This is a genomic window from Halovivax asiaticus JCM 14624 (assembly GCF_000337515.1).
Taxonomy (GTDB): Archaea; Halobacteriota; Halobacteria; order Halobacteriales; family Natrialbaceae; genus Halovivax; species Halovivax asiaticus.
On the sequence record NZ_AOIQ01000019.1, the window covers coordinates 1 to 20,771 of the forward strand.

The window sequence follows — 20,771 nt, forward strand, 5'->3', positions numbered from 1 at the left end:
CCGCCGGCGTCGATTCGACGCTGGCGCTCGCAGAGAGTGACGCCGAGGAACTGGCCGCGGAGACCGACATCGCCGCCTCGCGCATCGAGGAGTGGATCGATCGAGCGAACGATCGCTAACCTGTCCGATCGAGACATCCCTGTTCGATCGAGGCCCATTCCCCGCACGCTCTCGCCACTTTTTCTCCGCTCCAACCACTGGAGTCGAATCGTTCACCCAGCTGACCACGTCACCTGCCGATATTGTGGAGGGGGCTGGGGTGATTCGGCGCCACTGTCGTATCCGTCCACGCCAACCGCTACCGTAAGAGGATTGACCCTCGTCTGTGTCTGTCGGCGTATGACCGAGCCGCGCGTTGTGACGACCCTCGACGATGTCCGGGCGGCCGCCGAGCGTGCCCCGCCAGGGTCGCGAATTCCCGTCGAGGTGCGGCTCACCGTCGACGATCCGTTCGACGCCTATCGCCGGGCCCGTCGGGGGCCCGGCGGTGCCTTTCTCGAGACGACCGGCGGACAGCCCGGCTGGGGCTACTTCGGCGTCGATCCCGTCGAGCGCCTGACCGTCTCCGAACGGGCCGAGTCGATCGAGTCGGCGGCGCCGTCGCCGACGCTCGCCGCCCTCGAGGGGATGCTCGCGGGCCAGTCGCTCGCACGTCCGCCCTCCGAGACCGACCCGCGCGTTCCGTATCCGTGCGGGGCGATCGGCTGGCTCTCCTACGACGTCGCTCGCGAACTCGAGACGGTGCCCGAATCGGCGGTCGACGATCGCGGTCTCCCCCGTCTCGAACTCGCCGTCTTCGACCGCCTCGCCGCGTGGGAGGGCCCCGTCGACGGCCCGACGATGTTGCGGATTTCGGCCTGTCCCCGCCTCGACCGCGAAGGTGGTGACGGCGTCGAAGCGGCCGTTTCCCCGGCGTCGCTCTTCGAACGCGGCCGCGACCGAGCGCTCGAACTCGCGACCGCGATACTCGAGGGTGAGCCGTCGACCGGACCACCACCGGTGGACGTGACCGACGCGACGTTCGAGAGCGAGTGTGGCCGCGCGTCGTTCGCCGATCGTGTCCGGGGGGTCAAACAGGCCATTCGGGCGGGAGAGACGTTTCAGACGAACATCTCTCAGCGACTGGCGGCACCCGCCGCCGTTCACCCCGTCGCCGCCTACGATGCGGTTCGCCGGGTGAATCCGGCGCCGTACTCCGGCTTGCTGGAGTACCGGTCGGCCGACCTCGTCAGTGCGAGTCCGGAACTCCTGCTCGAACGCGACGGCGAGCTCGTCCGGACCGAGCCGATCGCCGGTACGCGGCCACGCGGCGAAACCGAAGCCGAAGACGAGGCGCTGGCTGCCGAACTCGGCGACGACGAGAAGGAACGCGCCGAGCACGCCATGCTGGTCGATCTCGAGCGCAACGATCTCGGCGCGGTCTGTGAATACGGCTCGGTCGAGGTCGCCGAGTACCGCCGGATCGACCGCTACGCCGAAGTAATGCACCTCGTCTCCGACGTTCGCGGCCGCCTCCGCGAGGACGCGACGCTCGCCGACGCCATCGCCGCGACGTTCCCCGGTGGGACGATCACCGGTGCGCCGAAACCCCGGACGATGGCACTCATCGACGAGTTCGAGGCCACACGTCGCGGCCCCTACACCGGGAGCATGGGCATCTTCGGTTTCGACGGCCGGGCGACGTGTAACATCGTCATCCGGACGCTCGTCCGCCAGGCCGAGACCTACCACCTCCGCGTCGGTGCCGGTATCGTTCACGACTCGGTCCCCGAACACGAGTACGACGAGACGCTCGACAAGGCCCGCGCGCTCGTAACAGCGCTCGACGACGCCCTGGGGGACCGTGCCGCGCTCGCCGTCGAGACGGGTGCGACCTGTGCCGACATCGACGATGCAGCATCCGACGGTGGTGATCGGGCGTGACCGACGACGATGGCGGTGGGTCGAGCGAGGGGCCGACCATCCTCTTGATCGACAACTACGACTCGTTCGTCTACAACCTGGTTCAGTACGTCGGTCGCGTGGCGGGGTCGGTGCTCGTCCGCCGGAACGACGTACTCGACGTCGACGACGTGCGTCGGCTCGACCCGGACGGGATCGTGATCTCGCCCGGACCCGGAACGCCCGCCGATGCGGGAATTTCGATCCCGCTGTTCGCGGAGACCGGATACCCGATTCTGGGCGTCTGCCTGGGCCACCAGGCACTGTGTGCGGCCCACGGGGCCGACGTCGGCCAGGCCCCCGACGTCGTCCACGGCAAACCGTCCGTCGTCACGCACGACGGCGAGGGCATCTTCGCGGGGCTCCCCGAACGGGTGCAGGTCGGCCGCTACCACTCGCTCGCCGTCCCGCGAACCGAGATTCCGGACTCGCTCGTCGAGACCGCCCAGACTGTCGACGACCGCGAGGTCGTGATGGCCGTTCGCCACCGACAGCGTCCGCACGTCGGCGTCCAGTTCCACCCCGAGAGTATCTTGACCCGCACGATCGAGGGATCGTCTAGCGCCCGCCGCGACGAATCGTCGACGGGCGAACCCGGCGACACCGCCACCGAGCCGGAGCGGACGACCGGGATCTCGCTCGCCATCGGCAGGCGACTCGTCGAGAACTTCTGTGAGCTGGCCGCACGCGAGCGCCGGAGGGCAGACTCGTGACTGATTCCGACGTAGCGAACTCGCTGTTGTACCACGTCGACGGCGAGCTCGTGCCCGCCGACGAGGCGACGGTCAGCGTCGACGACCGCGGCTTTCGCTACGGCGACGCGGCCTTCGAGACGGTACGGGCCTACGGCGGCTCGATCTTCGAGTGGGACGCCCACGCCGATCGGTTAGCTCGGACCTGCGAGACGCTCGGGATAGCGCACGGATTCGATCGCGACGGTCTGCGAGCGCGTATCGACGAGACGCTCGCCGCGAACGAACTAGCCGACGCGTACGTTCGGCTCTCGATCACGCGCGGCGTCCAACCCGGCACGGTGACGCCCCAGCGGCCGGTCGACCCGACCGTCGTCATCTGGGTGAAACCGCTCCCGCGGGGCGGCGTCGACGGACAGCCGGTCTGGGACGAACCGGCGGCCGTCCGAACCGTCGAGACTCGCCGGATTCCCGACGACGCCCTCCCCTCGGCGGCGAAGACCCACAACTACGCGAACGGGATCCTCGCTCGGCTGGAACTGCGCGGCACCGACGCCGACGAGGCGCTCATGCTCGATGGCCGGGGGCGCGTGACCGAGGGCGCGACGAGCAACGTCTTTCTCGTCGCCGACGGCGAACTCGTGACGCCGTCGACCGACGGTCCCGTCCTCCCGGGGATCACCCGCCGCGTCGTGCTCGACCTGGCTGCCGAGCTGGAGATCCCGACGGCCACTCGCACGGTCGACCCGCAAGCCGTCGCGACGGCCGACGAGGTGTTTCTGACGAACTCGACGTGGGAGCTCAGGCCCGTGTGTCGGTTCGACGGGGGAGGGGTCGGTCAGGAGCGAGGGGGCCGTAACGAGCGATCGGCGCTCGACGATGCGGCTGGGTCGCCGCCCGCTGGCTGGACCGACGCAGTCGAGGAACCCGGGCGCTGGCCGCTGACCGCGCGACTGCAGCGGGCGTTCGACGAGCACGTCGACGAGCGTTGTTACTGAGTGAGCGACTGCGGTTGGCGTGCGTTCGTTCGGGAGGAGTGCGTTAGTTCGTGGAGGATTCGACCGCGTCGGTAGCGAATCTGGGGTGGACGAGATCGCGTTCCTGATCGTACGCGAGGAGGTTGGCGTCGACGAGTCGCGGGAGGTGGTCGTGGTAGATCGAGATGTAGGTTTCGGTGACGGTCTCGGGTTGAATCTCGGGGAGTGGGCGGCCACACTCTCGAACGGCGACCTCGTCGGCGACGTCGGGGAGCGTCATCGTCTCGCCCTGCTCGCCGACGACCCGGAGGACGTGTCGCCGCCGTTCGTTCGTGAGGATGTCGAGCGCGTTCGTCAGCGGGGCTGCCGGCGCGTCCGCTGGGAGAGCGTCGAGGACGGAGAGCGTCAGGTCGGCCGTGTCGGGTGCAGAGGTCGTCATGGATCGTCGGACCCCGACAGCGTCGTCACTCGGCGTCGAATCCATCGAAAGCCGCCGGTGTCGGGGGTTCGTCAGTGTGGACTCCGCGGACACTGAAAGGCGTATCGGATACGAATCCGTCGTCACCCCGCTGATCGGTCACTCGATGGTGACAGTCGGCTCCCGGATCCCCTCGTGTTTGCACGAGGGACAGCGAGACGGGCGATTGAGGAGGTCGTCGAAACCGTCGAAGCCGCACTCGCGACACTCGGGTGGGGCGACGAGCAACGCCTCGTCGTCGTGTTCGAGACTGTGCGCGAGGTGTTCGACGTGTGTGAGAACGGTCGACGGTGAGAGGGAGAACTCGCGACCGAGTTCCGCGGGCGTGCCGGGTTCGTCGCGCAGTCGATCGGCCAGTCGGCGACGCGTCGTCGCAGTGGTCTCGACCATACGAACCCAGTTGACGTGAACGGGCTTATCCGTTTCTCCGGTAACGGGCACCACTGATTCCATCGCGACCAGGTAGCTGCCGGCGTCGGTCGGCCGATCAACTGTCGCTGGTCTGGATTCTGGGTGCGAGTATGCCGACGAAACTATCGACGTCTCGGGTCTGGTACCAGACGCTCCCCGGGCCGGTAAAGTCGAAGACGAGCCCTTCCCCGCTCAGCAGCGTCGATTTCAGCCCGCCGACGCGCCGCGTCTCGAACTCGACGCTGTCGTCCCAGGCGATCAGGTGCTCGTTGTCCAGCGTGTAGGACTCGCCAGGGTCCAGATCGAGGCGTTCGAGCCCGCCATAGGCATCGATGTAGGCGGTGCCGGTTCCCTTGAGAGCCAGCGGGGTGAGACTCGCTCCGCCGAGCATCGACTTGAGCCCGCCGAATTCCGAGTCGATGTCGATATCTGGTGACGACGCCAGAAACGCGCCGTCAGTAGTGTACAGCGTCTCGTCCTGCAATTCGTGTTCCTTGACGTCGCCCGGTGTTGGCGGTGCTAGACGCACCTCGCCGGGACCACCTTCCGCAGTGAACTCGTTGACGACCAGTGACTCCCCGCCGAGCATCGATTTGGCGGAGCTGAGCAACCCATCGCGGCTGCTGGTCGTCGAAATCTCGACGTTCGGGGAGTGCCCGACCATCGCGCCGGGTTCAGCGAGGATCGTTTCGCCAGCTGCGAGTTCGACGACGAGGTGGGTGAACGACGGTTGGTGGGTGAATGTCGTTTCCATAGAGACGTATTGTTCCTCCAGCAGGTGGATTACGCGTATCGGCCTATCAATCTATTCGTTATGTTGACAACCCTCCATTTCGGGCTGTCCCCGTTGCGTCGCTCAATCGGCGCCGTCGCCCGCGACTCTGCGGCGGGTCACCGCGGCGACCGGGTGTCGTCGGATGACCGACCCACTCGATGGTGTCTCCCGTCGGGTTTTGGAGCCGGTTATTGCCAACTCGCCGAGGGCGGGTGTGCCACCGACGGCGGCGCCGAAATAGAATCAGTTACTAACACTTTTATGTAGTGGTATTTGGACAAATTGAAACGATACATCGCATGTCCACACAAGCGATTCGCCGGACGATCCGCCGTTGCACCGCCGTTCTCGCGCTGGTGTACGTTACCGGGCTCGAAACGCCAGAGGAGACGGCAACGGTGACCACTCTGGCCGCGGGCGGATACCTCCTGCTAAGCCTCGTATACCAACTCGAACCCGACAACCTGTCGGAGTAAGGCGAAAGGCGATGGGTCGCCCGCGACCTCAGACTGGCTCCAGCGCGTACACTTGCGGTCCATCCTCGCTGCTCAGCCCGCCAGCACACGCGAAGACGGCCCCGTCGGCGACGGCGATTCCCACCCCGGGAACGCCGTCGACATCGAACCGCCACCGTTCGTTCCCCGGGCGAAGCGGCCCTCGATTTCCCCCGCCGCGGAGCGGATAGGCCGCGACGAAGCCCGTCCCGTCGTCGCCTGCCGTGGCACCACCGACGTAGATCGTGTCGCCGGCGACGGCGGGCGCGGCGGTGAACGACGCCTCTCGATCCCACCCGACGTCGCCGGTGCTGGGATCGAACGTCCGGATGCTGTTCGTGTCGAATCCGACGACGTCATCGGAGGCGACTGCGAGTCCGCCGACAGCGCTACGGTCGGTCTCCCAGCGGCTCGACCCGGCGCTATTGTCGTCTGCGAGCCGATAGACACTGCCGCTCCACGTCGACACGTAGATCTCGTTGTCCGCGGCGGTGAGCGCCGTGACCGCCCCGTCGACCCGCCGACGCCAGTTCCCCGTGATCTCCGCACCGTTGCGGTAGAACGAATACACCTCTCCACCCGACGTCCCGACCAGAACCGTCGTGTCACTGTAGACGATTTCCGTCACGGAGCCGAACACCTCGGTCCGAGCCGTAATCTCCCCGTTCGCTGGATCGATCTGGTAGATACGTCCGGTGTCGTCGCCCGCATAGAGTCGTTCGTTGGACAGGGCGAACGTGGGCGCAGCGTCGACGAAGCCAGTGGTCGGGGCGTGCCACTGCCGGTCTCCGGATTCGACGTCCACGGCGATCAGTCCGCGCGGCTCGTTGAACCCGAAGTACGCCATTCCGTCGTGGACGACCGGCGCAGTCATCGTCACCGGCCCATCGCCAGTGCGATCGTACCGCCACTGCTCGTCGCCACTTTCGACGTCGGTCGCCACCAGTCCCGAGGCGGTTGCCACGAGCACCTTCCCCGCCGCCACTACGGGGCGACGAGGCAGGGATGCATCGATTCGGACCGACCAGCGTTCGGTCACGTCGTCGCGCGGCGCCGCGGCGTCGGGGTTGCACGCTGAGAATCCACGATCGTAGGCGGGCATCGGCCACCCGGTATCGGCGTCGGTGCCGGGCGAATACACTGATTCGTCGGTCTCGGACGGATGATCAGATTCGGCAGCCTCGTTACAGCCTGCGAGGATGACGGTGCCGGTCGTCCCCAGTGTCGTCAAGAGCCGTCGACGGGAGGGCATCGTCCGAAATTGTAAATAGCGCATAAAATTCCTTTTGTTCGGCTACCTGGCCTGCAGAATCTGCGAGAGACGTGACACCGTATTTGGTCGCTGTCTGTCCTGCTCGATTCTCCTGTCGCACGCGTGCTCGTCGACACGCCGACACTGTTGGCTCTGAACACGACCAGCGGCCCTGAATTGGGCTGCACGCCGGCAGGGTGGGCCGTACTCGTGTCCGGTCGGCGGGACGGTCGCCCGAGTGAAGCATCCCTTTCACCACCGGGAGTAACATCGGTATCACCTCCCGACATCGGTGTCCGCGAGTACTTTTGGGTGATCTCACACTATCTGTGACCGTCGAACCACGCACCATGTCACAGCAAAAATCCGATTACGTCTCCCAGACCGATATCGACGAATCGCTCGACGAACTTCCCGCCGCGGACGCCATCGACGAGGCCGTCTCGAATCTCGAGGACCACGGCTTCGAGGTCGTGGTCGTCGACTCAGCCGACGAGGCGCTCACAGCGGTTCAGTCACAGATTCCCGCCGGGGCGTCCGTGATGAACGGCCACTCGACGACGCTCGAAGAGATCGGGTTCGTCGAGTATCTGAGTGAGGGTGACCACGAGTGGGAGAGCATCCCGGACCAGGTCTGGAGCATCGACGACGACGAGGAGCGCCAGGCGGCCCGGCGCGAGTCTCAGACGGCCGACTACTTCCTCGGCAGCGTCAACGCCATCGCCCGGACCGGCGAACTCGTCGCGGCAGATCGATCGGGGAGCCGTATCGGCGCGTACCCCTTCGCCGCCGGCAGGGTCGTCATCGTCAGCGGCGTGAACAAGATCGTGCCGACGCTCTCTGACGCGCTCGACCGGCTCGAATCCGTCGCCTACCCGCTGGAGAACGAACGAGCCAACGAAGCCTACGGCGTCGACTCGGCCATCGCCAAGCAGCTCATCTTCCGCCAGGAATTAGAGGAGGGCCGAACCACCGTCGTCCTCGTCCGCGATCAGTTCGGCTACTGAGAGTCGGTTCCGCTCGCCTGGACGCTATTGGCGAGCCAGTATTCTGTCGGCCGGCCAGTTTTCTCCGTCAGGTCGTACGCAGTATCAGAGCCGCATTCGTCGTAACGGTGCAGTCACACCGCTCGTGGGCGGATAGATGGTCGCTGTGGACGGGGAGACAGTGCCACGAGCGCGGGCGATTCACTCGTCGTCGAACTCCTTCGCCAGTTCGACGATCTCGATCTCCCAGTTGTGGGTCGAACCGCAGGTTTCGAACTCCCACGCACCGCGCACGTCGACGTTCGCTTCGATCGCCGTTTCGACGGCTGCGGCGAGAACGGTCTCGAACTCTCCGGGGCTCGTAATCGAGACGTCCGTGAGTGGATTTCGTGTCATGGATGCGGGCCGTCTGACCACGACTCGAAGAGTGACGCTAGTCACGACCTCGTCGCCTTCGACGAGGCCGATCTCCGCGCAGGGCGTTCGGTCCAATTTGTTTCAGGTGTGCCGCCCGTAAAGGGCTGGTCCTTCCCATGGCACACCATGCTATTTCTTGGAGGTTGGTATACCAAGCAGGTCATTTTTACACGGATCGGACCCAGACACAACGAAGGGAATGGCCGTCATCGCTCATCTCCGGATACCTGCCGACGCGTTCGAACTGGGACGTATCCTCACGCTGGATCCCGGGACGACTATCGAACTCGAAACCATGGTGCCGCTGGGGGAGAAGGCAGTCCCGTTCTTCTCTGTCAGCGACGAGGCCCGCGAGTCCTTCGAACGGAACGTCAGTGACCACCCGTCCGTCGATCGGATCGTCGAGGTGAGCCAGCACCGGAACGAACGGCTGTATTCACTCGACTGGGACGTCACCACGGACGACTTCTTTCTTGGAATCGCCGAGATCGGTGGCCAGGTTCTCAGTGCGACCGGCACCACGAGCACCTGGGAGTTCGAAATTCGCTTCCAGACTCACGAACGCCTTAGCGACTTCCAGGAGTACTGTTCGGACGCCAGCATCTCCCTCGAAGTCGGTCGCATCTACAACCCCGTTCGCCCGGGGACCGGCATGTGGTACGGACTGACGACCGCCCAGCGAGAGACGTTGATTCGGGCGGTCGAAGATGGCTACTACTCGATTCCACGGCAGGTGTCCACACAGGATCTGGGCGACGCGGTGGGCATCTCCGATCAGGCCGTTACCGAACGACTGCGTCGCGGAATCGAGACCCTCGTGATGAACTCACTCATCGCGATGGAAGCCGACGAGTCCGAAACGTTCCAGCGGGTTAGCTGACGGCCGTTCTTCGTGGCTCTCGTGTGAGAAGCCCACCGAGCGGATGGGGATGGGTTAACAGCCTCGTGTGCCATGCACCGTCCGTAATTGTGTGGCTATACACTCGACACTATGGGAAACGGGACTTCTGTCGATCAGGTTATGGAGGCACTACAAAACGGCCGCCGGCGGCGGGTGCTGGCCGCGATACAAGAGGAGGGCCCACTCTCCGTCGCGGACGCAACGCGCAGTGTCGCCGCCGATTCGGACTGTGGCGAGGGCCGGACCGCTTCCGTGCGGGTGATGCTTCACCATGCGCATCTGCCGAAGCTCGAGGCGATGGACTACATCTGCTGGAACCGGGAGGATGAGACGGTCAGTGAAGGCCCTGCGTGGGACGAGATCGCTCCCTTCGTCCAACAGGGAGACGGAATCGTGTCCGAACCCCCTGCCGATTTGCTTAGAGAGTAGCGATCCCTCAGATCGAACCGGGCCGATCCCACAGACCAAACCGGAACCAGTCGTACTAACTGAGGGGCCCCGTTGCGCCGTCGCAGCCGGTCACGGCGAGCGGACCAAACGCGCACGGACGAGAACGCACGATCGGACTGCGCCTCCCGCCAATCGCCTCGAGCCCGAAGCTTTTCTCGGTCGCCGTTCAGTTGCCACCATGCAGGGTACTGGCGTTCCTATCGTCACGCCGTTCACCGCCGACGGTGTCGTCGATCACGACCGGCTCATATCGCTCGTCGCCTGGCTGGAAGCCGACGGCGTCGACTTTCTCGTCCCGTGTGGCTCGACCGGCGAAGCGCCGTTACTCACGTCCGACGAGCGCCGGGCGGTCGTCGAGACCGTCGCTGACGCGGCCGAGGGGCCCGTCGTCGCCGGGACGGGTCGCGAGGGGTTCGAACCCACCCTCGCGACGACGGAGGCGGCGGCCGACGCGGGAGCCGACGCCGCACTGGTCGTCACGCCGTCGTACTACGGCCAGGGCCAGGCGGCACTCGAGACCTACTATCGCGACCTCGCCGACGAGAGTCCGATCCCGATCTACCTCTACAGCGTGCCCAAATTCACCGATTGCGTGCTCGCTCCCGAGACGGTCGCCGGACTGGCCACTCACGAGACGATCGCTGGGATCAAGGACTCCTCGGGAAACGTCGACCGGCTCCAGCGCACCGTTGGGCTGACCGCCGATGCGGACTTCGCGGTGCTCGTGGGCAGCGGCGGCGTCTACGCCTCGGCGCTCGACGTGGGCGCCGACGGCGGTATTCTGGGGGTCGCGAATCTCGTTCCCGAACTGGTCGCGGATCTGGCGGCCGCCCACGCGCGCGGTGACGGCGACACTGCCCGATCGATCCAGGCGACGATCGCCGGACTCAACGAACTCGCCGTGAGTGAGTTCGGCGTGGCGGGCGTGAAGGCCGCGCTCGAACTCCGCGATCGGCCTGCGGGCGCGCCGCGTCGCCCGCTCCGCCCGCTCGATGCGGACGGCCGAGTGGCCATCGAGACAGAACTGGAGCGTATCGACGCTCTGTGACAGCCCGCGAGATCGTATCGACGACCGATAACAGTCCGCAGAGGTGTGCCGCCCTGTGACTGTCCCGGGGGCGTATCGATGCCCTGTGATCATCGTCGAAAGCATTCGGTCATAGACTTACCATTCGTTGTGGTGAACGGAGCTAGTACTTTATTACTTCCGTTGGAAATCGCCCTTGATGCGATGAATCGACGAACCTTCCTCAAGACGAGCGGGCTCTCGGCGGGCATCGGCGGCGCGTTCGGCGCCGGCTCGATGACCGCGGGCGCGTCGCATCGACAGACGAACGCAGCGGATCGGTTTCTCGCTGCGGATTCGAGCAACTACTCGGCGGCGAATCGAGGCACGGCGGAGATCGACTGGATCGTCGTCCACTGCACGGTCGGCTCGTACACGAGTGCCATCGACTGGTTTCGCGATCCGAGCGCGAACGTCTCGGCGCACTACGTAATCAGCAACTACGAGCACACCGCCTACGATCCGGGGCACGTCACACAGATGGTCCACCACGAGGATATGGCGTGGCACGCGAGCGGGACGAACTCCTCCTCGATCGGAATCGAACACGAGTGGCACTCGGACTACGGCGGGTACTTTACGGAGGAGTGTTACCAGGCGTCGGCGGCCGTCGTCCGTGAACTGGCGGATCAGTACGACATCCCGCTCGAGTACTACGAGCACGGCAGCGCCCGCTGTAATCAGGCGGGTGGCATCATCGGTCACCGGCACGCACCGCAGGACGCTTACTGCAACGATCTGCCGTCGAAGTCCTGTCCGGGCCCCGACTGGGATCCCGACACGTTCATGGACTACGTTCGCAACGGCGACGGCGGTGGCGGCGGAGGCGGGGGCGACGGTCCCTTCGAGATGGAAGACGGTGCGATGACGACGACGGATCTGAACGGCCGGTCGGGGCCGGGGCTCGACCACGACGTCGTCGAAACCCTTCCAACTGGGTCGGTCGGCCGAATCATGAACGGTCCAGAGACGGCCGATGGCATCACCTGGTGGGGCCTGCACTTTTCGAAGCAGGACGCCTGGGTCTGGTGTTCCGAGAACTACCTCGCCGAAGTCGCGTTCTTCATGGACGAGGCGGTCGTCACCACGGCCTCCTCGCTTAACGCACGCGACGGCCCCGGCCTCGGGTACGACGTCGTCGAGACGCTTCCACAGGGGACCACCGCGACGGTCGTCAACGGACCCACCGATGCCGACGGCATCCGTTGGTGGGGGCTACACGTCCCCGACTACGGCATCTGGGCCTGGTGTTCCGGAAACTACCTCGCTTCGAACGAGTGAGTGACCGGCCACCACAACCCTCGCGGCACGACCACTACCAATCCTGGCGGCGCGACCATCTGGGCCCCGACTGGCACCCCACAATCCGGACGCACACGCTTTTTTCGTCGCGGACCGAAGTCCGCCCGATGACGACCTGGGCCGACCTGTTCGAACGAGCTGCGGCGGTAGCCGCCGATCGCGAGACGATTCGGGAGACGCTCGACCGACAGCGATCCGATGCGTCCGCATCGGCGGTCGACGGCACGGAGGAAACCGATGGCTGATCGACCGAATCCGGCCCGCGTCGTCGCGGATGCGGACGTCCTCGCGGCCGACCTGCTCGTCGGCGGCGATGCACGCGAGGCGCTCGACTGCGTTCGGCGCCACTCCTGGGTCGAACTCGTCGCGAGCGACCACCTGCTCGCTGCGACGGAGGCGCTCGTCGCGGCCATTGCCGACGCCGAACTCGCGGCCGATCACCGCGAGCGACTCGCCGCCGAGCGCGTCAGCGTCGAGCATCCGGCCGATGACCATCCGGCGCTGGCGTCGGCGTACGCCGGCGAGGCCGCTCATCTCCTCTCCGACGACGAGCGGCTCACTTCGGCGACCGCCGGACTCACGATCAAGCCCCGCGTCGACGTGAGCATCCGGCCGCCGGACGCCTTCGCGACGCTCTTCGATCCCGAGAGTCTCTACGAACACGTCGAAGGCGGCACGTATCCCGGACCTGATCGCGACCCGCGAGCGTGAACGGGTATCGACTCAGTCGTCGTCGGCGAGCCACTCGGCAAACGTGGCAAACGCGCGCCCGCGATGCGAGATGGCGTTTTTCTCCGCCGGCTCCATCTCGGCCATCGTGGTCCCGTTGTACGCGAAGATCGGATCGTACCCGAAGCCGCCCTCGCCGCGCGGGGCGACGATGGTGCCCGCGACCGTCCCGGTGAACGTCTCGACGTCTGGATCGGCGGGATCGCCGTCGACGTAGGCGATCACGGATTCGAACCGGGCACGTCGATTCGCCTCGTCGGCGGCGAGGTTCCAGACCCGTTCGATGCCGAGGGTGTCTTCGACGTACGCCGAATACGGCCCCGGGAACCCGCCGAGCGCCTCGATCGCGAGGCCGGAATCCTCGACGAAGAGCGGCTCCGTCCCGTCGAGTTCTCGGTAGGCCTCGACGGCACCCCGGCTCGCGATCGTCTCGAGGTCGCTGGCCTGGATCTCTGCGTAATCGTAGGCGACCTGTTCGACGTCGCCGATCCCGTCGAAGTACGCCCGCGCCTCGCGGACCTTTCCCTCGTTACCGGTGACGAATCGCAGGCTCATGGTCGAGTGCCTGCGCCGAACGGAAATAGTCGCGTCGGTATCGATCACTCGCGTTGGGGACCAATCACTCGCGTCGGGTCACCATCGGTCGCCCGAGCGGTCGATTACTCGTCGACGAGTACTTCGACCGGTTCGCTCTCTTCGGCCTCGTCGCTGCCTTTGGTACTCTCGTTCCAGAGCAGGAGGCCGGCGATGCCGACGATAACCCACGAGCGCCAGTTCGCGAGATTGAGCGTGTAGCCGACGCCGAACGGTTTCTCGACCAGCATGCTCTTGCCGGGTTGCCAGTACGACGAGAGCATTCGGCCGATGCTCGGGCGCTCGAAGTTGTACGGCACTCCCAGGATCTCTCCGGACGTTGGTTTGTCTGCCATACCGACGGATACGACGCGAAGGCCCAAGAGTATTGCGTGAGCGTCCGCACGCTGTGAAACCGATGCTGCAGACCCGGCGATTCAACCCGATAGCGCCGTCGCTTCCCGTCGCTTGCACTGATCCGCCCGTGGAGGCTGACGGCGGCCGATCGGCGGATGCCAGCCTGGCACGCTCACTCGCCGACGTACCGACCGCGCCCTTCCACGTCGGCGAGTCGATCGAGGACCCGCGCGTCGCCGACCTCGCGATAGGCGTCGATCGCCGCCTCCCGGAGCGGCGCGGGGTTCGGCGCGGTCCCGACGAGGCTCTGGTCGAAGACGTGCAGATCCATCGCGTAATCCTCGACGTGGTCGGTGTGATAGCCCAGGCCGAAGTCGATGAGGTATGGTCGGTCCGCGGCCGCCTCCGGTCCGGTCCGGCGTGCGTCCGAACCGGTCGCGACGCGAACGTTCCGGACGGTCGGATCACCGTGGACGAACCCGGCGTCGTGGATGGTCGCCAGGGATCGTCCGACGGCCCGTACGCGTTCGGTGGTGAGTGCGTCGCGCAAATCCCGGTCGCCGACGTGTGCGAACGTGATCGTCGATTCGTAGGGATCGACGTCGTAGATCACCGGCGTCGGCACGCCCACCTGCCGGGCGAGGCTCGTGAGCCGCGCCTCGATCGCCGTCCGCTCGCGCCGGAGTCGCTCGTCCAGTGTCGGATGCCGGTATGGCTTCGGAACCCGCCGTTTCGTGACCCGGCCCGCCTCGCGATTGACCGTGACGACGGCTTCGGCGCCGTCGACGGTCGTCCGATCGTCCTCGTCCGCCCCGAGTCGGTTCGCTTCGGCCGTCTCGTCGCCACGCCAGACCACGTCGACCTGGTCCGGACGGAAGTCGGGATCGACCGCCGATTCCTCGATCGCGACCGTCTCGCCGGCGGCGTACATTTTGGCGCCCAGGACGGCGATCATGCCCGCGTTGTCCCGGAGGAATCGCGGTTCAGGGGCGTGAAACGTCGCGCCGCGCGCCTCACACATCGTGTCGAGCATTGCTCTGAGGCGGTCGTTCTGTCCGACCCCGCCGCCGAGGACGAGCTCGTCGCGGCCAGTCAGCGACAGCGCGCGCTCCGCCACTTCGGTCAACATGGCGAAGATGGTCTCCTGGAGGCCGGCACAGGCGTCTTCGACGGGGGTACCGTCGTCGACGGCGGCCTTCGCGGCCGACATGATCCCGGAAAAGGAGAAGTCCATGCCCTTCACGACGTAGGGCAGATCGACGTACTCGCCGTCCGCCGCCGCGGCCTCGACCTTCGGCCCGCCGGGGTGTGACCAGCCCACGTGGCGGGTGAACTTGTCGATCGCGTTGCCGACGCCGGTGTCCATCGTCTCGCCGAGGACGCGGTAGCGCCCGTTCCGATAGGCGAGCAGGTGGGCGTTGGCCCCGCTGGCGTTCAGACAGACCGGATCCGCGAAGTCGGCGGTGTGGCGGCCGATCTCCAGGTGGGCGACCATGTGGTTGACGCCGACGAGGGGCACGTCCAGCGTGCCGGCGAGCGCTCGTGCGGCCGTCGCGACGATGCGCAGACACGGCCCGAGGCCGGGACCCCGGGAGAACGCGACGGCGTCGATCGGCGGGTCAGCGCCACTTCCGGCCCGATCGTCTACCGCTGACTCGTCGTTTTCGGCCTGTAACTCACGGGCGTGTGAAAGCGCCGCCTCGACGACCTGCGGGATGGCCGTGTGCATGTGTTCGGCGGCCTCTCTGGGGTGAATCCCGCCGCTCTCGGGTTCGTAGGCGTCACTCTCGATAAAGGTTGAATCAGTCTCGGCATCGTAGACGGCGGCGCTGGCCGCCCAGGCCGTCCCCTCGATCCCGAGGATCCGCATTCGTACTTACTCCCACTCGGTGTAGCCACACTTGCCGCAGTGCTGGCGGTCACCGTGGTCTGCGAGGAATGAGTCGCCGCAGCGAGGACACTCTTCGCGCTCGACCGTGCCGTCGTCGGCGTAGAGTTTGTGTCGGCTCATCTCAGGCTTCCTCCGCTTCGGCTTCGGTGTCCTCTGCCGCCTCGTCGGCGTCGACGCCGATCTTGTTTCGTTCGAGCATGTGGTCCTGCTCGACCTCGGTCGCGGCGTCCGCGGTCTCGTAGACCTTCGCGGCGCCGACGGTCTTTCGCATGCCGAACTTGGTATCGAGGGTGCGCACCACGACCTCGTTCGCGTCCTTGTTCAGCTTGGCGGCGAGACTGTCGCGGACCTGGAGCCGAGACGGCGTGGCGTCGTCGTGGGTCAGTTCGAACGTAACGTCCGTCCGATGCAACATGGGGTTCTCGTCTTCTTCGATGATGTCGACGTCCATGATATCACTCAGTTACCCTACTATCCCCCGGTCGGCGCTAAAAGGATTTCGAACGGGGTCTCGTGATCGCCGCGAGGACAGCGTGTACCCGCAGCGGTCGGACGGTTCGCCCGGCCGGTCGCCGGTCGGCGTCACGGGTGGGAACTGACCAGTATGTGCGGTCACGGACCGTCGACGGGCCCAGTGCGTGGCTTCAGTATCGTCGCTTCGGTGCGCGTGGCCGCGTCGGTCGTCCAATTGGCGCGGATCGAATGCGTCGATGGCTCGCCGGCGCCCCTCCTCGTCACCGTGGGCTTCTCGGCGACTCGCCGACTTCAGGGCACTAACGCCGTTCGGACTTTCCTCACAACGTCTCAGGCGCGAGCGGCGTCGCGGTCGCCTCGACGCGTTCGTACTGGTCACTCGCCCACTCGTAGACCGGTGACGTTGCGCTCGCCCGAAGCACCGAGTGCGTGCGTACGTGCTCGTCGAACGCGCCCAGGAGGGCCGTCTCGTCACCGAACCCGGTGGCAAACTCGGGCACGTCCTCCGACTCGTAGAGCCGAACGTTCGATGCCGCAGCGACAACGTCGAACGCGTCGCTGAATCCGTCGGCGAGGGCTTCGTAGGCGGCCGGCGGTGCGATCACGGTCACCGCGGCGTCCCCGCCGGCGAGCGTCTCCAGTGCGTCCAGATACGTCGGGTTGATCGCTGGCAAGAAGCCGCGAGCGGCGCCTGCGGAGACGATCCGGTCGACGACGACCGAGATCGGATCGAACGGTGCGTCCGCGGCCGCCGTCGTCACTTCGCACGGTAGCAGCGCTTCGGTCGGCACCGGAATCTCGACCGGGAACCGCCGGAGGAACGGGGTGACGGTCTCTGCGGACTCGACTGTCGAGACGACCGACTCGAACGCGTCGCGGACGACTTCCCCGACGGCCGTCAGCCCGTACGCGTTCCGCGTCGGGCGATGGGAGACGTACCCTCTGTCGACCAGTTCCGAGAGGTTCCGACGGAGCGTGGAACGAGGGACTTCGAGGCGGTCTTCGAGCTGGCCCGGCTCGGCCGGACCGTCATCCAGGGCCCGAAGGACCAGCAGCCGGACCGGTGAGGCGGCGAGGAACTCGACGCTCGCGAGCGCTTCCGTCGACGGTTCGTCCATAGGGGCCACTGTGGACACCCCCGTCTTTGTGATTGCGGTATTCGACACGGTCACGCCGTGGGAGCGTCTCATCCCGTGGTCGAGCACCGTCAGGTGACGTTACGAGTCGGAGACGAGTACCACGTCGGTACCATGTCCTACGACGCCGTACTGTTCGACTTCGACGGCGTGATCGTCGAACGACCGACGTCCGAAGCACTGTACGACGCGCTCCGCCGAACCGTCTCGACGTTCGGCGGCTCCCGACCGCGTCCGGAGACGCTTCGGGCGTTCCTGACGGGGGAATTCGGTGTGATCGCCGGCTGCTGTCGCCGACTCGACGTCGACACCGATGCCTTCTGCGCGCAGGTCGCCCGGGAGGTAGTCCGCGCGCAGCGTCGAGAGCTGGAACGGGGCGTTCGTTCGGTGTACGAGGACGTTTCGATCCTTCGATCGATCGCCGTTCCGTCCGGCATCGTGAGCGACAACCACCCGGCCGTGATCGCGATGCTTCTCGACCGACTCGGACTGGACTCCGCCGTCGAGGTCGTCTTCGGGTGTCCCCTTACGCCCGACGGGTTCGAGCGGCGGAAGCCGAACGCGGCGAACATTATCGAAGCGATGGCCGCCCTCGACGCGGAGACAGCGCTGTACGTCGGCGACCGGTCCGTCGATGTCCGGACGGCCGAGAACGCGGGGATCGACTCGGCAATCGTGGCGCGAGGCGACGATCCGGTCGATCCGTCCGCTACCTACCACCTCCCGTCGTTGCGCCGGCTCCCGTCCTTGCTCGAGTGACGGACCGACGTTCGGGCATCGAAATCGAACGTCGGTCAATCGACACTCGACGGGTCGCTCAGCGGACGACGATCCCACGGGGCGTCTGCGTCTCGAACGCGTCGTCCCACTCGATCGGGACTGGTCGCCAGCTGTCGCCGAAGTCGCTCGACCGGTAGAGGCCGGTGTTGTTCGCCCCGTAGACGACGCCCGGGTCGTCCGTCGTCGCGAAGACGGTTCTGACGACGCCGTCGCCCGTCGGGAGGCCAGTCTCTTCGAGGCGTTCCCAGGCGTCCTCGCTCCGCAGTCGGTACACGTACGATTCGGCCGTTCCCTGGCGGTGAGCCTGCGAGGCACCCGAGGCGGCCGAGACGAGCACCGACTCGGGGTCGCCGGGATCGGCGACGACCGACCAGCAGTATCGGTGATCGAGCCCGACCTGGGGGTGCTCCCAGGTTTCACCGCCGTCCGTCGACCGGGCGAACCCGTCGCCCGCAGCGGCGTAGACGAGTCCCTTTCGGTCCGGGTGCGTCGCCAGACTGTGATTGTCACGTCGCGCGCCCGGTGGTCGCTCCTGCCAGCCCTCGCCGCCGTCCGTACTCAGGAGGAACGCGCCAGCTTCGATGCCTACGTAGAGTCGATCCGGGTCGAACGGGTCGATCTCGATCCAGCGAACGTGATGAGTGTCGGGCCGCGGCGGGAAGAACCACTCCGGTTCCGACGGGACGTCGGCGAGTCCGGCGAGGTGAGTCCACGTCTCGCCGCCGTCCTGGGAACGATAGAGTCGACTCGGTTCCGTTCCCGCGTACACGACGGCCGGATCGTGCGGCGAGATCGCCAGGGCCATGACTGCATCGCCGGCTCCGACGTCGAGTGCCTCGATGGTGTCGTCCGTGAGCCGAACTGCACCGTCCTCGAACGTTCCGAGGAACACGGTGGTGGGGTCGGTCGGTGGACTGGCGACGCACTCCAGTCGTCCGGCGTCCGGGGAACGAGGCCGACGCGACGCATCGGCTCCCGTCCCGGCTACCGTGAGTAGTGTGTCTGGCAGTGCGAGGTGAACGACGTCCATATCGCCCGTTCGTCGCCGATACAGATGGTTCTTGGGCCGGTATCGATCGGTTGACTCCGTTACTATTTGGCCACATCAATTATACCATAGTGGTGATATTCTCGGATAGACCCCTGCATGCTCTCCGCCCTGGAGCCAGTCGTCAGTGCCCTCCGTCACCACCTGGTGACGTTCGTCGGTGGGGGATTTCTGGCCATCGCCGCCGCGTACGCGGTCTTCCACGAGGGCGCACTGTCGCTCGTACTCCTGGACGTGTTTTTGCTCGTTCTGGTCGGGATCGCGCTGCTGTGGGACGGCTTCCGGACGTTCGACGAGTCACCGTCACCGCGGCGCACGGAACTCGTCGCTGCCGGGACGCTGCTCTTTGCCGTCTTCGGTGCGCTGTTCGCCGGCTGGGCGGTCGTCCTGGTCGAGTTGCGCCTCGGTCGGTCTGTCGATTATCTCCAGATCGGACTCCTCGGCTTCACCATCGGTGGCGCCGTCGGTGCCGTTATCGGACACATCTACGCCTCGCTGTCGGCGAAAAATCGGGAGGCGACACGCCTCTCGCGCGCGATGGACAGCTCGATGGACGGGATCGCGGTCATCGAAGACGGTGAACACGTCTACGTCAACGACGCCTACGCCGAACTCTACGACTTTCCCAGTCCAGATCTTCTCGAAGGCGAGTCGTGGTTTCGTCTCTACACCAGCGAGTCGCTCGCGACGATCGAGCGCGACGTCATTCCGAAACTGACCGAACAGCGCTACTGGCGCGGTCGGTTGACCGGTCGGCGAGCCGACGGCACGACGTTTCCCAAAGAGGTCACCTCCTCCGCGGTCGAGAACGGCCACGTCATCGTCGTCCGTGACGTCTCGACGCAACGCCAGCGCGAACAACGCATTCAGGTCCTGAATCGCGTCCTGCGACACAACCTGCGAAACACGTTCACGGTGATTCAGGGCCACGCCAATCTCCTCGCCGAGAAAGCGCCGGAGCTGGCCCAGGACCACGTCGAGCCCATCCGAAACGAGATCACCGATCTGCTCGCGACCGCGGACAAGGCTCGCGGCCTCGAACAGACGCTCGAAGGGCCCACCGAAGTCCAGCAGATCGATCCGTCCGAGGCCGTCCGAACCGTCGTCGATCGGGCGACGGCGACGTATCCGTCCGCCTCGATTCACTCTCACGTCGAGGAGTCCGGGCTGCAGGCGGTCGACGCCCGGATCGTCGAGGCGCTGAACGAACTGGTCGACAACGCAGTCGAACACGCACCGTGCCCGGACCCGACCGTCGAGGTGGCAGTCGAGACCGTCGAGACGGGTGGGACGAGCCGACTCGAGTTTACGGTCGTCGACGACGGGCAAGGCATCCCCGAGGCCGATCGGCGCGCGATCATCGACGGGGAGGAGACACCGCTCGAACACGGGTCCGGTCTCGGCCTCTGGCTCGTCAACTGGATCGTCTCCAACACCGGTGGCGACATCTCGTTCGCCCAACCCCGATCCGGTGGGACCGAGGTGACGATCACCTACGGTGACGACGAGTCACAGGCGGCCGACGGACTCGGACAGTTGGCGACGGCGTGAATTGGTCGGTCAGTCTCATCACAACTCGCTCGTGGACGCCGTGGCCTCCAGCTAAACCGAACGATTCACAAACGCAGTTGATCTAAAAAA

Annotated in this window: 25 protein-coding genes; 13 read left to right on the top strand and 12 right to left on the bottom strand. The window is 66.0% G+C overall.

Translation table 11 applies throughout. The features are described 5' to 3' along the window. Positions 1 to 339 precede the first annotated feature (339 nt). Genes pabB through C479_RS12060 form a run of 3 tightly spaced genes read left to right on the top strand, consistent with a single transcriptional unit; the run spans position 340 to position 3,631 of the window. Positions 340 to 1,923, top strand: a complete 1,584-nt coding sequence (gene pabB, locus C479_RS12050; RefSeq protein WP_007702894.1) for an aminodeoxychorismate synthase, component I — start codon at positions 340 to 342, stop codon at positions 1,921 to 1,923. Next, on the top strand, positions 1,920 to 2,654 hold the full coding sequence (locus tag C479_RS12055) for an anthranilate synthase component II (RefSeq protein WP_007702898.1): 735 nt from the start codon (positions 1,920 to 1,922) through the stop codon (positions 2,652 to 2,654). Before pabB ends, C479_RS12055 begins: the two co-directional genes overlap by 4 nt. After that, the gene (locus C479_RS12060; protein ID WP_007702901.1) at positions 2,651 to 3,631 is read left to right on the top strand and encodes an aminotransferase class IV; all 981 of its coding nucleotides are present in this window, start codon (positions 2,651 to 2,653) and stop codon (positions 3,629 to 3,631) included. The genes C479_RS12055 and C479_RS12060 overlap by 4 nt, the downstream gene beginning before the upstream one ends. Positions 3,632 to 3,674: 43 nt before the next feature. On the opposite strand, the gene C479_RS12065 is transcribed toward C479_RS12060, so the two are convergent. The 3 genes from C479_RS12065 to C479_RS12075 all read right to left on the bottom strand — a co-directional run bounded on the left by C479_RS12065 (position 3,675) and on the right by C479_RS12075 (position 5,253). Then, positions 3,675 to 4,049: a DUF7344 domain-containing protein gene (locus C479_RS12065; RefSeq protein ID WP_049907287.1), complete on the bottom strand. Its 375-nt coding sequence runs from the start codon at positions 4,047 to 4,049 to the stop codon at positions 3,675 to 3,677. A gap of 138 nt (positions 4,050 to 4,187) precedes the next feature. Continuing rightward, positions 4,188 to 4,478: a transcriptional regulator gene (locus tag C479_RS12070; protein ID WP_049907280.1), complete on the bottom strand. Its 291-nt coding sequence runs from the start codon at positions 4,476 to 4,478 to the stop codon at positions 4,188 to 4,190. Between the two features lie 97 nt (positions 4,479 to 4,575). Further along, positions 4,576 to 5,253 (bottom strand): TIGR00266 family protein, encoded by a 678-nt coding sequence (locus C479_RS12075; RefSeq protein ID WP_007702918.1) that lies wholly within the window; start codon positions 5,251 to 5,253, stop codon positions 4,576 to 4,578. A gap of 320 nt (positions 5,254 to 5,573) precedes the next feature. Here C479_RS12075 and C479_RS16295 point away from each other — a divergent pair, with 320 nt between their 5' ends. Continuing rightward, on the top strand, positions 5,574 to 5,750 hold the full coding sequence (locus tag C479_RS16295) for a hypothetical protein (protein ID WP_161607175.1): 177 nt from the start codon (positions 5,574 to 5,576) through the stop codon (positions 5,748 to 5,750). 28 nt (positions 5,751 to 5,778) lie between these two features. Here C479_RS16295 and C479_RS12080 read toward each other — a convergent pair whose 3' ends face one another. Next, complete coding sequence (locus C479_RS12080; protein ID WP_007702922.1) at positions 5,779 to 7,020, bottom strand: outer membrane protein assembly factor BamB family protein; 1,242 nt, start codon at positions 7,018 to 7,020, stop codon at positions 5,779 to 5,781. Between the two features lie 350 nt (positions 7,021 to 7,370). Here C479_RS12080 and C479_RS12085 point away from each other — a divergent pair, with 350 nt between their 5' ends. Next, the gene (locus C479_RS12085; RefSeq protein ID WP_007702925.1) at positions 7,371 to 8,027 is read left to right on the top strand and encodes a lactate utilization protein; all 657 of its coding nucleotides are present in this window, start codon (positions 7,371 to 7,373) and stop codon (positions 8,025 to 8,027) included. A gap of 180 nt (positions 8,028 to 8,207) precedes the next feature. Here the strand turns inward: C479_RS12085 and C479_RS12090 are convergent, their stop codons facing one another. Further along, complete coding sequence (locus tag C479_RS12090; protein WP_049907288.1) at positions 8,208 to 8,402, bottom strand: hypothetical protein; 195 nt, start codon at positions 8,400 to 8,402, stop codon at positions 8,208 to 8,210. A 220-nt stretch (positions 8,403 to 8,622) separates the two neighbouring features. On the opposite strand from C479_RS12090, the gene C479_RS12095 reads away from it, so the two are divergent. The 6 genes from C479_RS12095 (at position 8,623) to C479_RS12115 (ending at position 12,853) form a co-directional block, all read left to right on the top strand. Continuing rightward, complete coding sequence (locus C479_RS12095; RefSeq protein ID WP_007702930.1) at positions 8,623 to 9,303, top strand: helix-turn-helix domain-containing protein; 681 nt, start codon at positions 8,623 to 8,625, stop codon at positions 9,301 to 9,303. Positions 9,304 to 9,444: 141 nt separating this feature from the next. Then, positions 9,445 to 9,753 (top strand): DUF7344 domain-containing protein, encoded by a 309-nt coding sequence (locus C479_RS12100; RefSeq protein WP_007702932.1) that lies wholly within the window; start codon positions 9,445 to 9,447, stop codon positions 9,751 to 9,753. Positions 9,754 to 9,952: 199 nt separating this feature from the next. Then, positions 9,953 to 10,822, top strand: a complete 870-nt coding sequence (locus tag C479_RS12105) for a dihydrodipicolinate synthase family protein (protein WP_007702935.1) — start codon at positions 9,953 to 9,955, stop codon at positions 10,820 to 10,822. 183 nt (positions 10,823 to 11,005) lie between these two features. Then, on the top strand, positions 11,006 to 12,121 hold the full coding sequence (locus C479_RS12110) for an N-acetylmuramoyl-L-alanine amidase (RefSeq protein WP_007702938.1): 1,116 nt from the start codon (positions 11,006 to 11,008) through the stop codon (positions 12,119 to 12,121). A gap of 128 nt (positions 12,122 to 12,249) precedes the next feature. Then, a complete protein-coding gene (locus C479_RS16300; protein ID WP_161607176.1) occupies positions 12,250 to 12,387 on the top strand; it encodes a hypothetical protein in 138 nt (45 codons plus the stop codon). Further along, positions 12,380 to 12,853: a DUF7384 family protein gene (locus C479_RS12115; protein WP_007702940.1), complete on the top strand. Its 474-nt coding sequence runs from the start codon at positions 12,380 to 12,382 to the stop codon at positions 12,851 to 12,853. The genes C479_RS16300 and C479_RS12115 overlap by 8 nt, the downstream gene beginning before the upstream one ends. A 12-nt stretch (positions 12,854 to 12,865) precedes the next feature. Here the strand turns inward: C479_RS12115 and rdgB are convergent, their stop codons facing one another. The 6 genes from rdgB to C479_RS12145 form a co-directional block, all read right to left on the bottom strand. Next, a complete protein-coding gene (gene rdgB, locus C479_RS12120) occupies positions 12,866 to 13,426 on the bottom strand; it encodes an RdgB/HAM1 family non-canonical purine NTP pyrophosphatase (protein ID WP_007702944.1) in 561 nt (186 codons plus the stop codon). A 104-nt stretch (positions 13,427 to 13,530) separates the two neighbouring features. Further along, a complete protein-coding gene (locus C479_RS12125) occupies positions 13,531 to 13,800 on the bottom strand; it encodes a DUF5808 domain-containing protein (protein WP_007702947.1) in 270 nt (89 codons plus the stop codon). Between the two features lie 173 nt (positions 13,801 to 13,973). Then, positions 13,974 to 15,671 (bottom strand): bifunctional N(6)-L-threonylcarbamoyladenine synthase/serine/threonine protein kinase, encoded by a 1,698-nt coding sequence (locus C479_RS12130; RefSeq protein ID WP_007702950.1) that lies wholly within the window; start codon positions 15,669 to 15,671, stop codon positions 13,974 to 13,976. Positions 15,672 to 15,677: 6 nt separating this feature from the next. Then, the gene (locus C479_RS12135) at positions 15,678 to 15,812 is read right to left on the bottom strand and encodes a 30S ribosomal protein S27ae (protein ID WP_007702953.1); all 135 of its coding nucleotides are present in this window, start codon (positions 15,810 to 15,812) and stop codon (positions 15,678 to 15,680) included. Between the two features lies 1 nt (position 15,813). After that, positions 15,814 to 16,143 carry a 30S ribosomal protein S24e gene (locus C479_RS12140; RefSeq protein ID WP_007702955.1) on the bottom strand — a complete coding sequence of 110 codons (330 nt, stop codon included), beginning with the start codon at positions 16,141 to 16,143 and terminating at the stop codon, positions 15,814 to 15,816. A gap of 343 nt (positions 16,144 to 16,486) precedes the next feature. Beyond that, a complete protein-coding gene (locus C479_RS12145) occupies positions 16,487 to 17,284 on the bottom strand; it encodes a helix-turn-helix transcriptional regulator (protein ID WP_007702957.1) in 798 nt (265 codons plus the stop codon). 132 nt (positions 17,285 to 17,416) lie between these two features. Between C479_RS12145 and C479_RS12150 the strand changes: the two genes are divergently transcribed. Continuing rightward, positions 17,417 to 18,061: an HAD family hydrolase gene (locus C479_RS12150; RefSeq protein WP_049907289.1), complete on the top strand. Its 645-nt coding sequence runs from the start codon at positions 17,417 to 17,419 to the stop codon at positions 18,059 to 18,061. Positions 18,062 to 18,119: 58 nt separating this feature from the next. Here the strand turns inward: C479_RS12150 and C479_RS12155 are convergent, their stop codons facing one another. Then, entirely contained in the window at positions 18,120 to 19,112 is a 993-nt protein-coding gene (locus C479_RS12155; protein WP_007702963.1) for a WD40/YVTN/BNR-like repeat-containing protein, read from the bottom strand. 117 nt (positions 19,113 to 19,229) lie between these two features. Here C479_RS12155 and C479_RS12160 point away from each other — a divergent pair, with 117 nt between their 5' ends. Then, entirely contained in the window at positions 19,230 to 20,681 is a 1,452-nt protein-coding gene (locus C479_RS12160) for a PAS domain-containing sensor histidine kinase (RefSeq protein WP_007702965.1), read from the top strand. Positions 20,682 to 20,771: the final 90 nt, after the last annotated feature.

Coding starts and splice junctions, on each gene's coding strand:
- C479_RS12140 (WP_007702955.1), bottom strand. CDS start 16,143: ATGGACGTCGACATCATCGAAGAAGACGAGAACCCCATGTTGCATCGG.
- C479_RS12110 (WP_007702938.1), top strand. CDS start 11,006: ATGAATCGACGAACCTTCCTCAAGACGAGCGGGCTCTCGGCGGGCATC.
- C479_RS12105 (WP_007702935.1), top strand. CDS start 9,953: ATGCAGGGTACTGGCGTTCCTATCGTCACGCCGTTCACCGCCGACGGT.
- C479_RS12130 (WP_007702950.1), bottom strand. CDS start 15,671: ATGCGGATCCTCGGGATCGAGGGGACGGCCTGGGCGGCCAGCGCCGCC.
- C479_RS12145 (WP_007702957.1), bottom strand. CDS start 17,284: ATGGACGAACCGTCGACGGAAGCGCTCGCGAGCGTCGAGTTCCTCGCC.
- C479_RS12160 (WP_007702965.1), top strand. CDS start 19,230: ATGCTCTCCGCCCTGGAGCCAGTCGTCAGTGCCCTCCGTCACCACCTG.
- C479_RS12080 (WP_007702922.1), bottom strand. CDS start 7,020: ATGCCCTCCCGTCGACGGCTCTTGACGACACTGGGGACGACCGGCACC.
- C479_RS12090 (WP_049907288.1), bottom strand. CDS start 8,402: ATGACACGAAATCCACTCACGGACGTCTCGATTACGAGCCCCGGAGAG.
- C479_RS16300 (WP_161607176.1), top strand. CDS start 12,250: ATGACGACCTGGGCCGACCTGTTCGAACGAGCTGCGGCGGTAGCCGCC.
- C479_RS12150 (WP_049907289.1), top strand. CDS start 17,417: ATGTCCTACGACGCCGTACTGTTCGACTTCGACGGCGTGATCGTCGAA.
- C479_RS12125 (WP_007702947.1), bottom strand. CDS start 13,800: ATGGCAGACAAACCAACGTCCGGAGAGATCCTGGGAGTGCCGTACAAC.
- pabB (WP_007702894.1), top strand. CDS start 340: ATGACCGAGCCGCGCGTTGTGACGACCCTCGACGATGTCCGGGCGGCC.
- rdgB (WP_007702944.1), bottom strand. CDS start 13,426: ATGAGCCTGCGATTCGTCACCGGTAACGAGGGAAAGGTCCGCGAGGCG.
- C479_RS12135 (WP_007702953.1), bottom strand. CDS start 15,812: ATGAGCCGACACAAACTCTACGCCGACGACGGCACGGTCGAGCGCGAA.
- C479_RS12155 (WP_007702963.1), bottom strand. CDS start 19,112: ATGGACGTCGTTCACCTCGCACTGCCAGACACACTACTCACGGTAGCC.
- C479_RS12115 (WP_007702940.1), top strand. CDS start 12,380: ATGGCTGATCGACCGAATCCGGCCCGCGTCGTCGCGGATGCGGACGTC.
- C479_RS12085 (WP_007702925.1), top strand. CDS start 7,371: ATGTCACAGCAAAAATCCGATTACGTCTCCCAGACCGATATCGACGAA.
- C479_RS12070 (WP_049907280.1), bottom strand. CDS start 4,478: ATGGTCGAGACCACTGCGACGACGCGTCGCCGACTGGCCGATCGACTG.
- C479_RS12100 (WP_007702932.1), top strand. CDS start 9,445: ATGGAGGCACTACAAAACGGCCGCCGGCGGCGGGTGCTGGCCGCGATA.
- C479_RS12095 (WP_007702930.1), top strand. CDS start 8,623: ATGGCCGTCATCGCTCATCTCCGGATACCTGCCGACGCGTTCGAACTG.
- C479_RS12075 (WP_007702918.1), bottom strand. CDS start 5,253: ATGGAAACGACATTCACCCACCAACCGTCGTTCACCCACCTCGTCGTC.
- C479_RS12065 (WP_049907287.1), bottom strand. CDS start 4,049: ATGACGACCTCTGCACCCGACACGGCCGACCTGACGCTCTCCGTCCTC.
- C479_RS16295 (WP_161607175.1), top strand. CDS start 5,574: ATGTCCACACAAGCGATTCGCCGGACGATCCGCCGTTGCACCGCCGTT.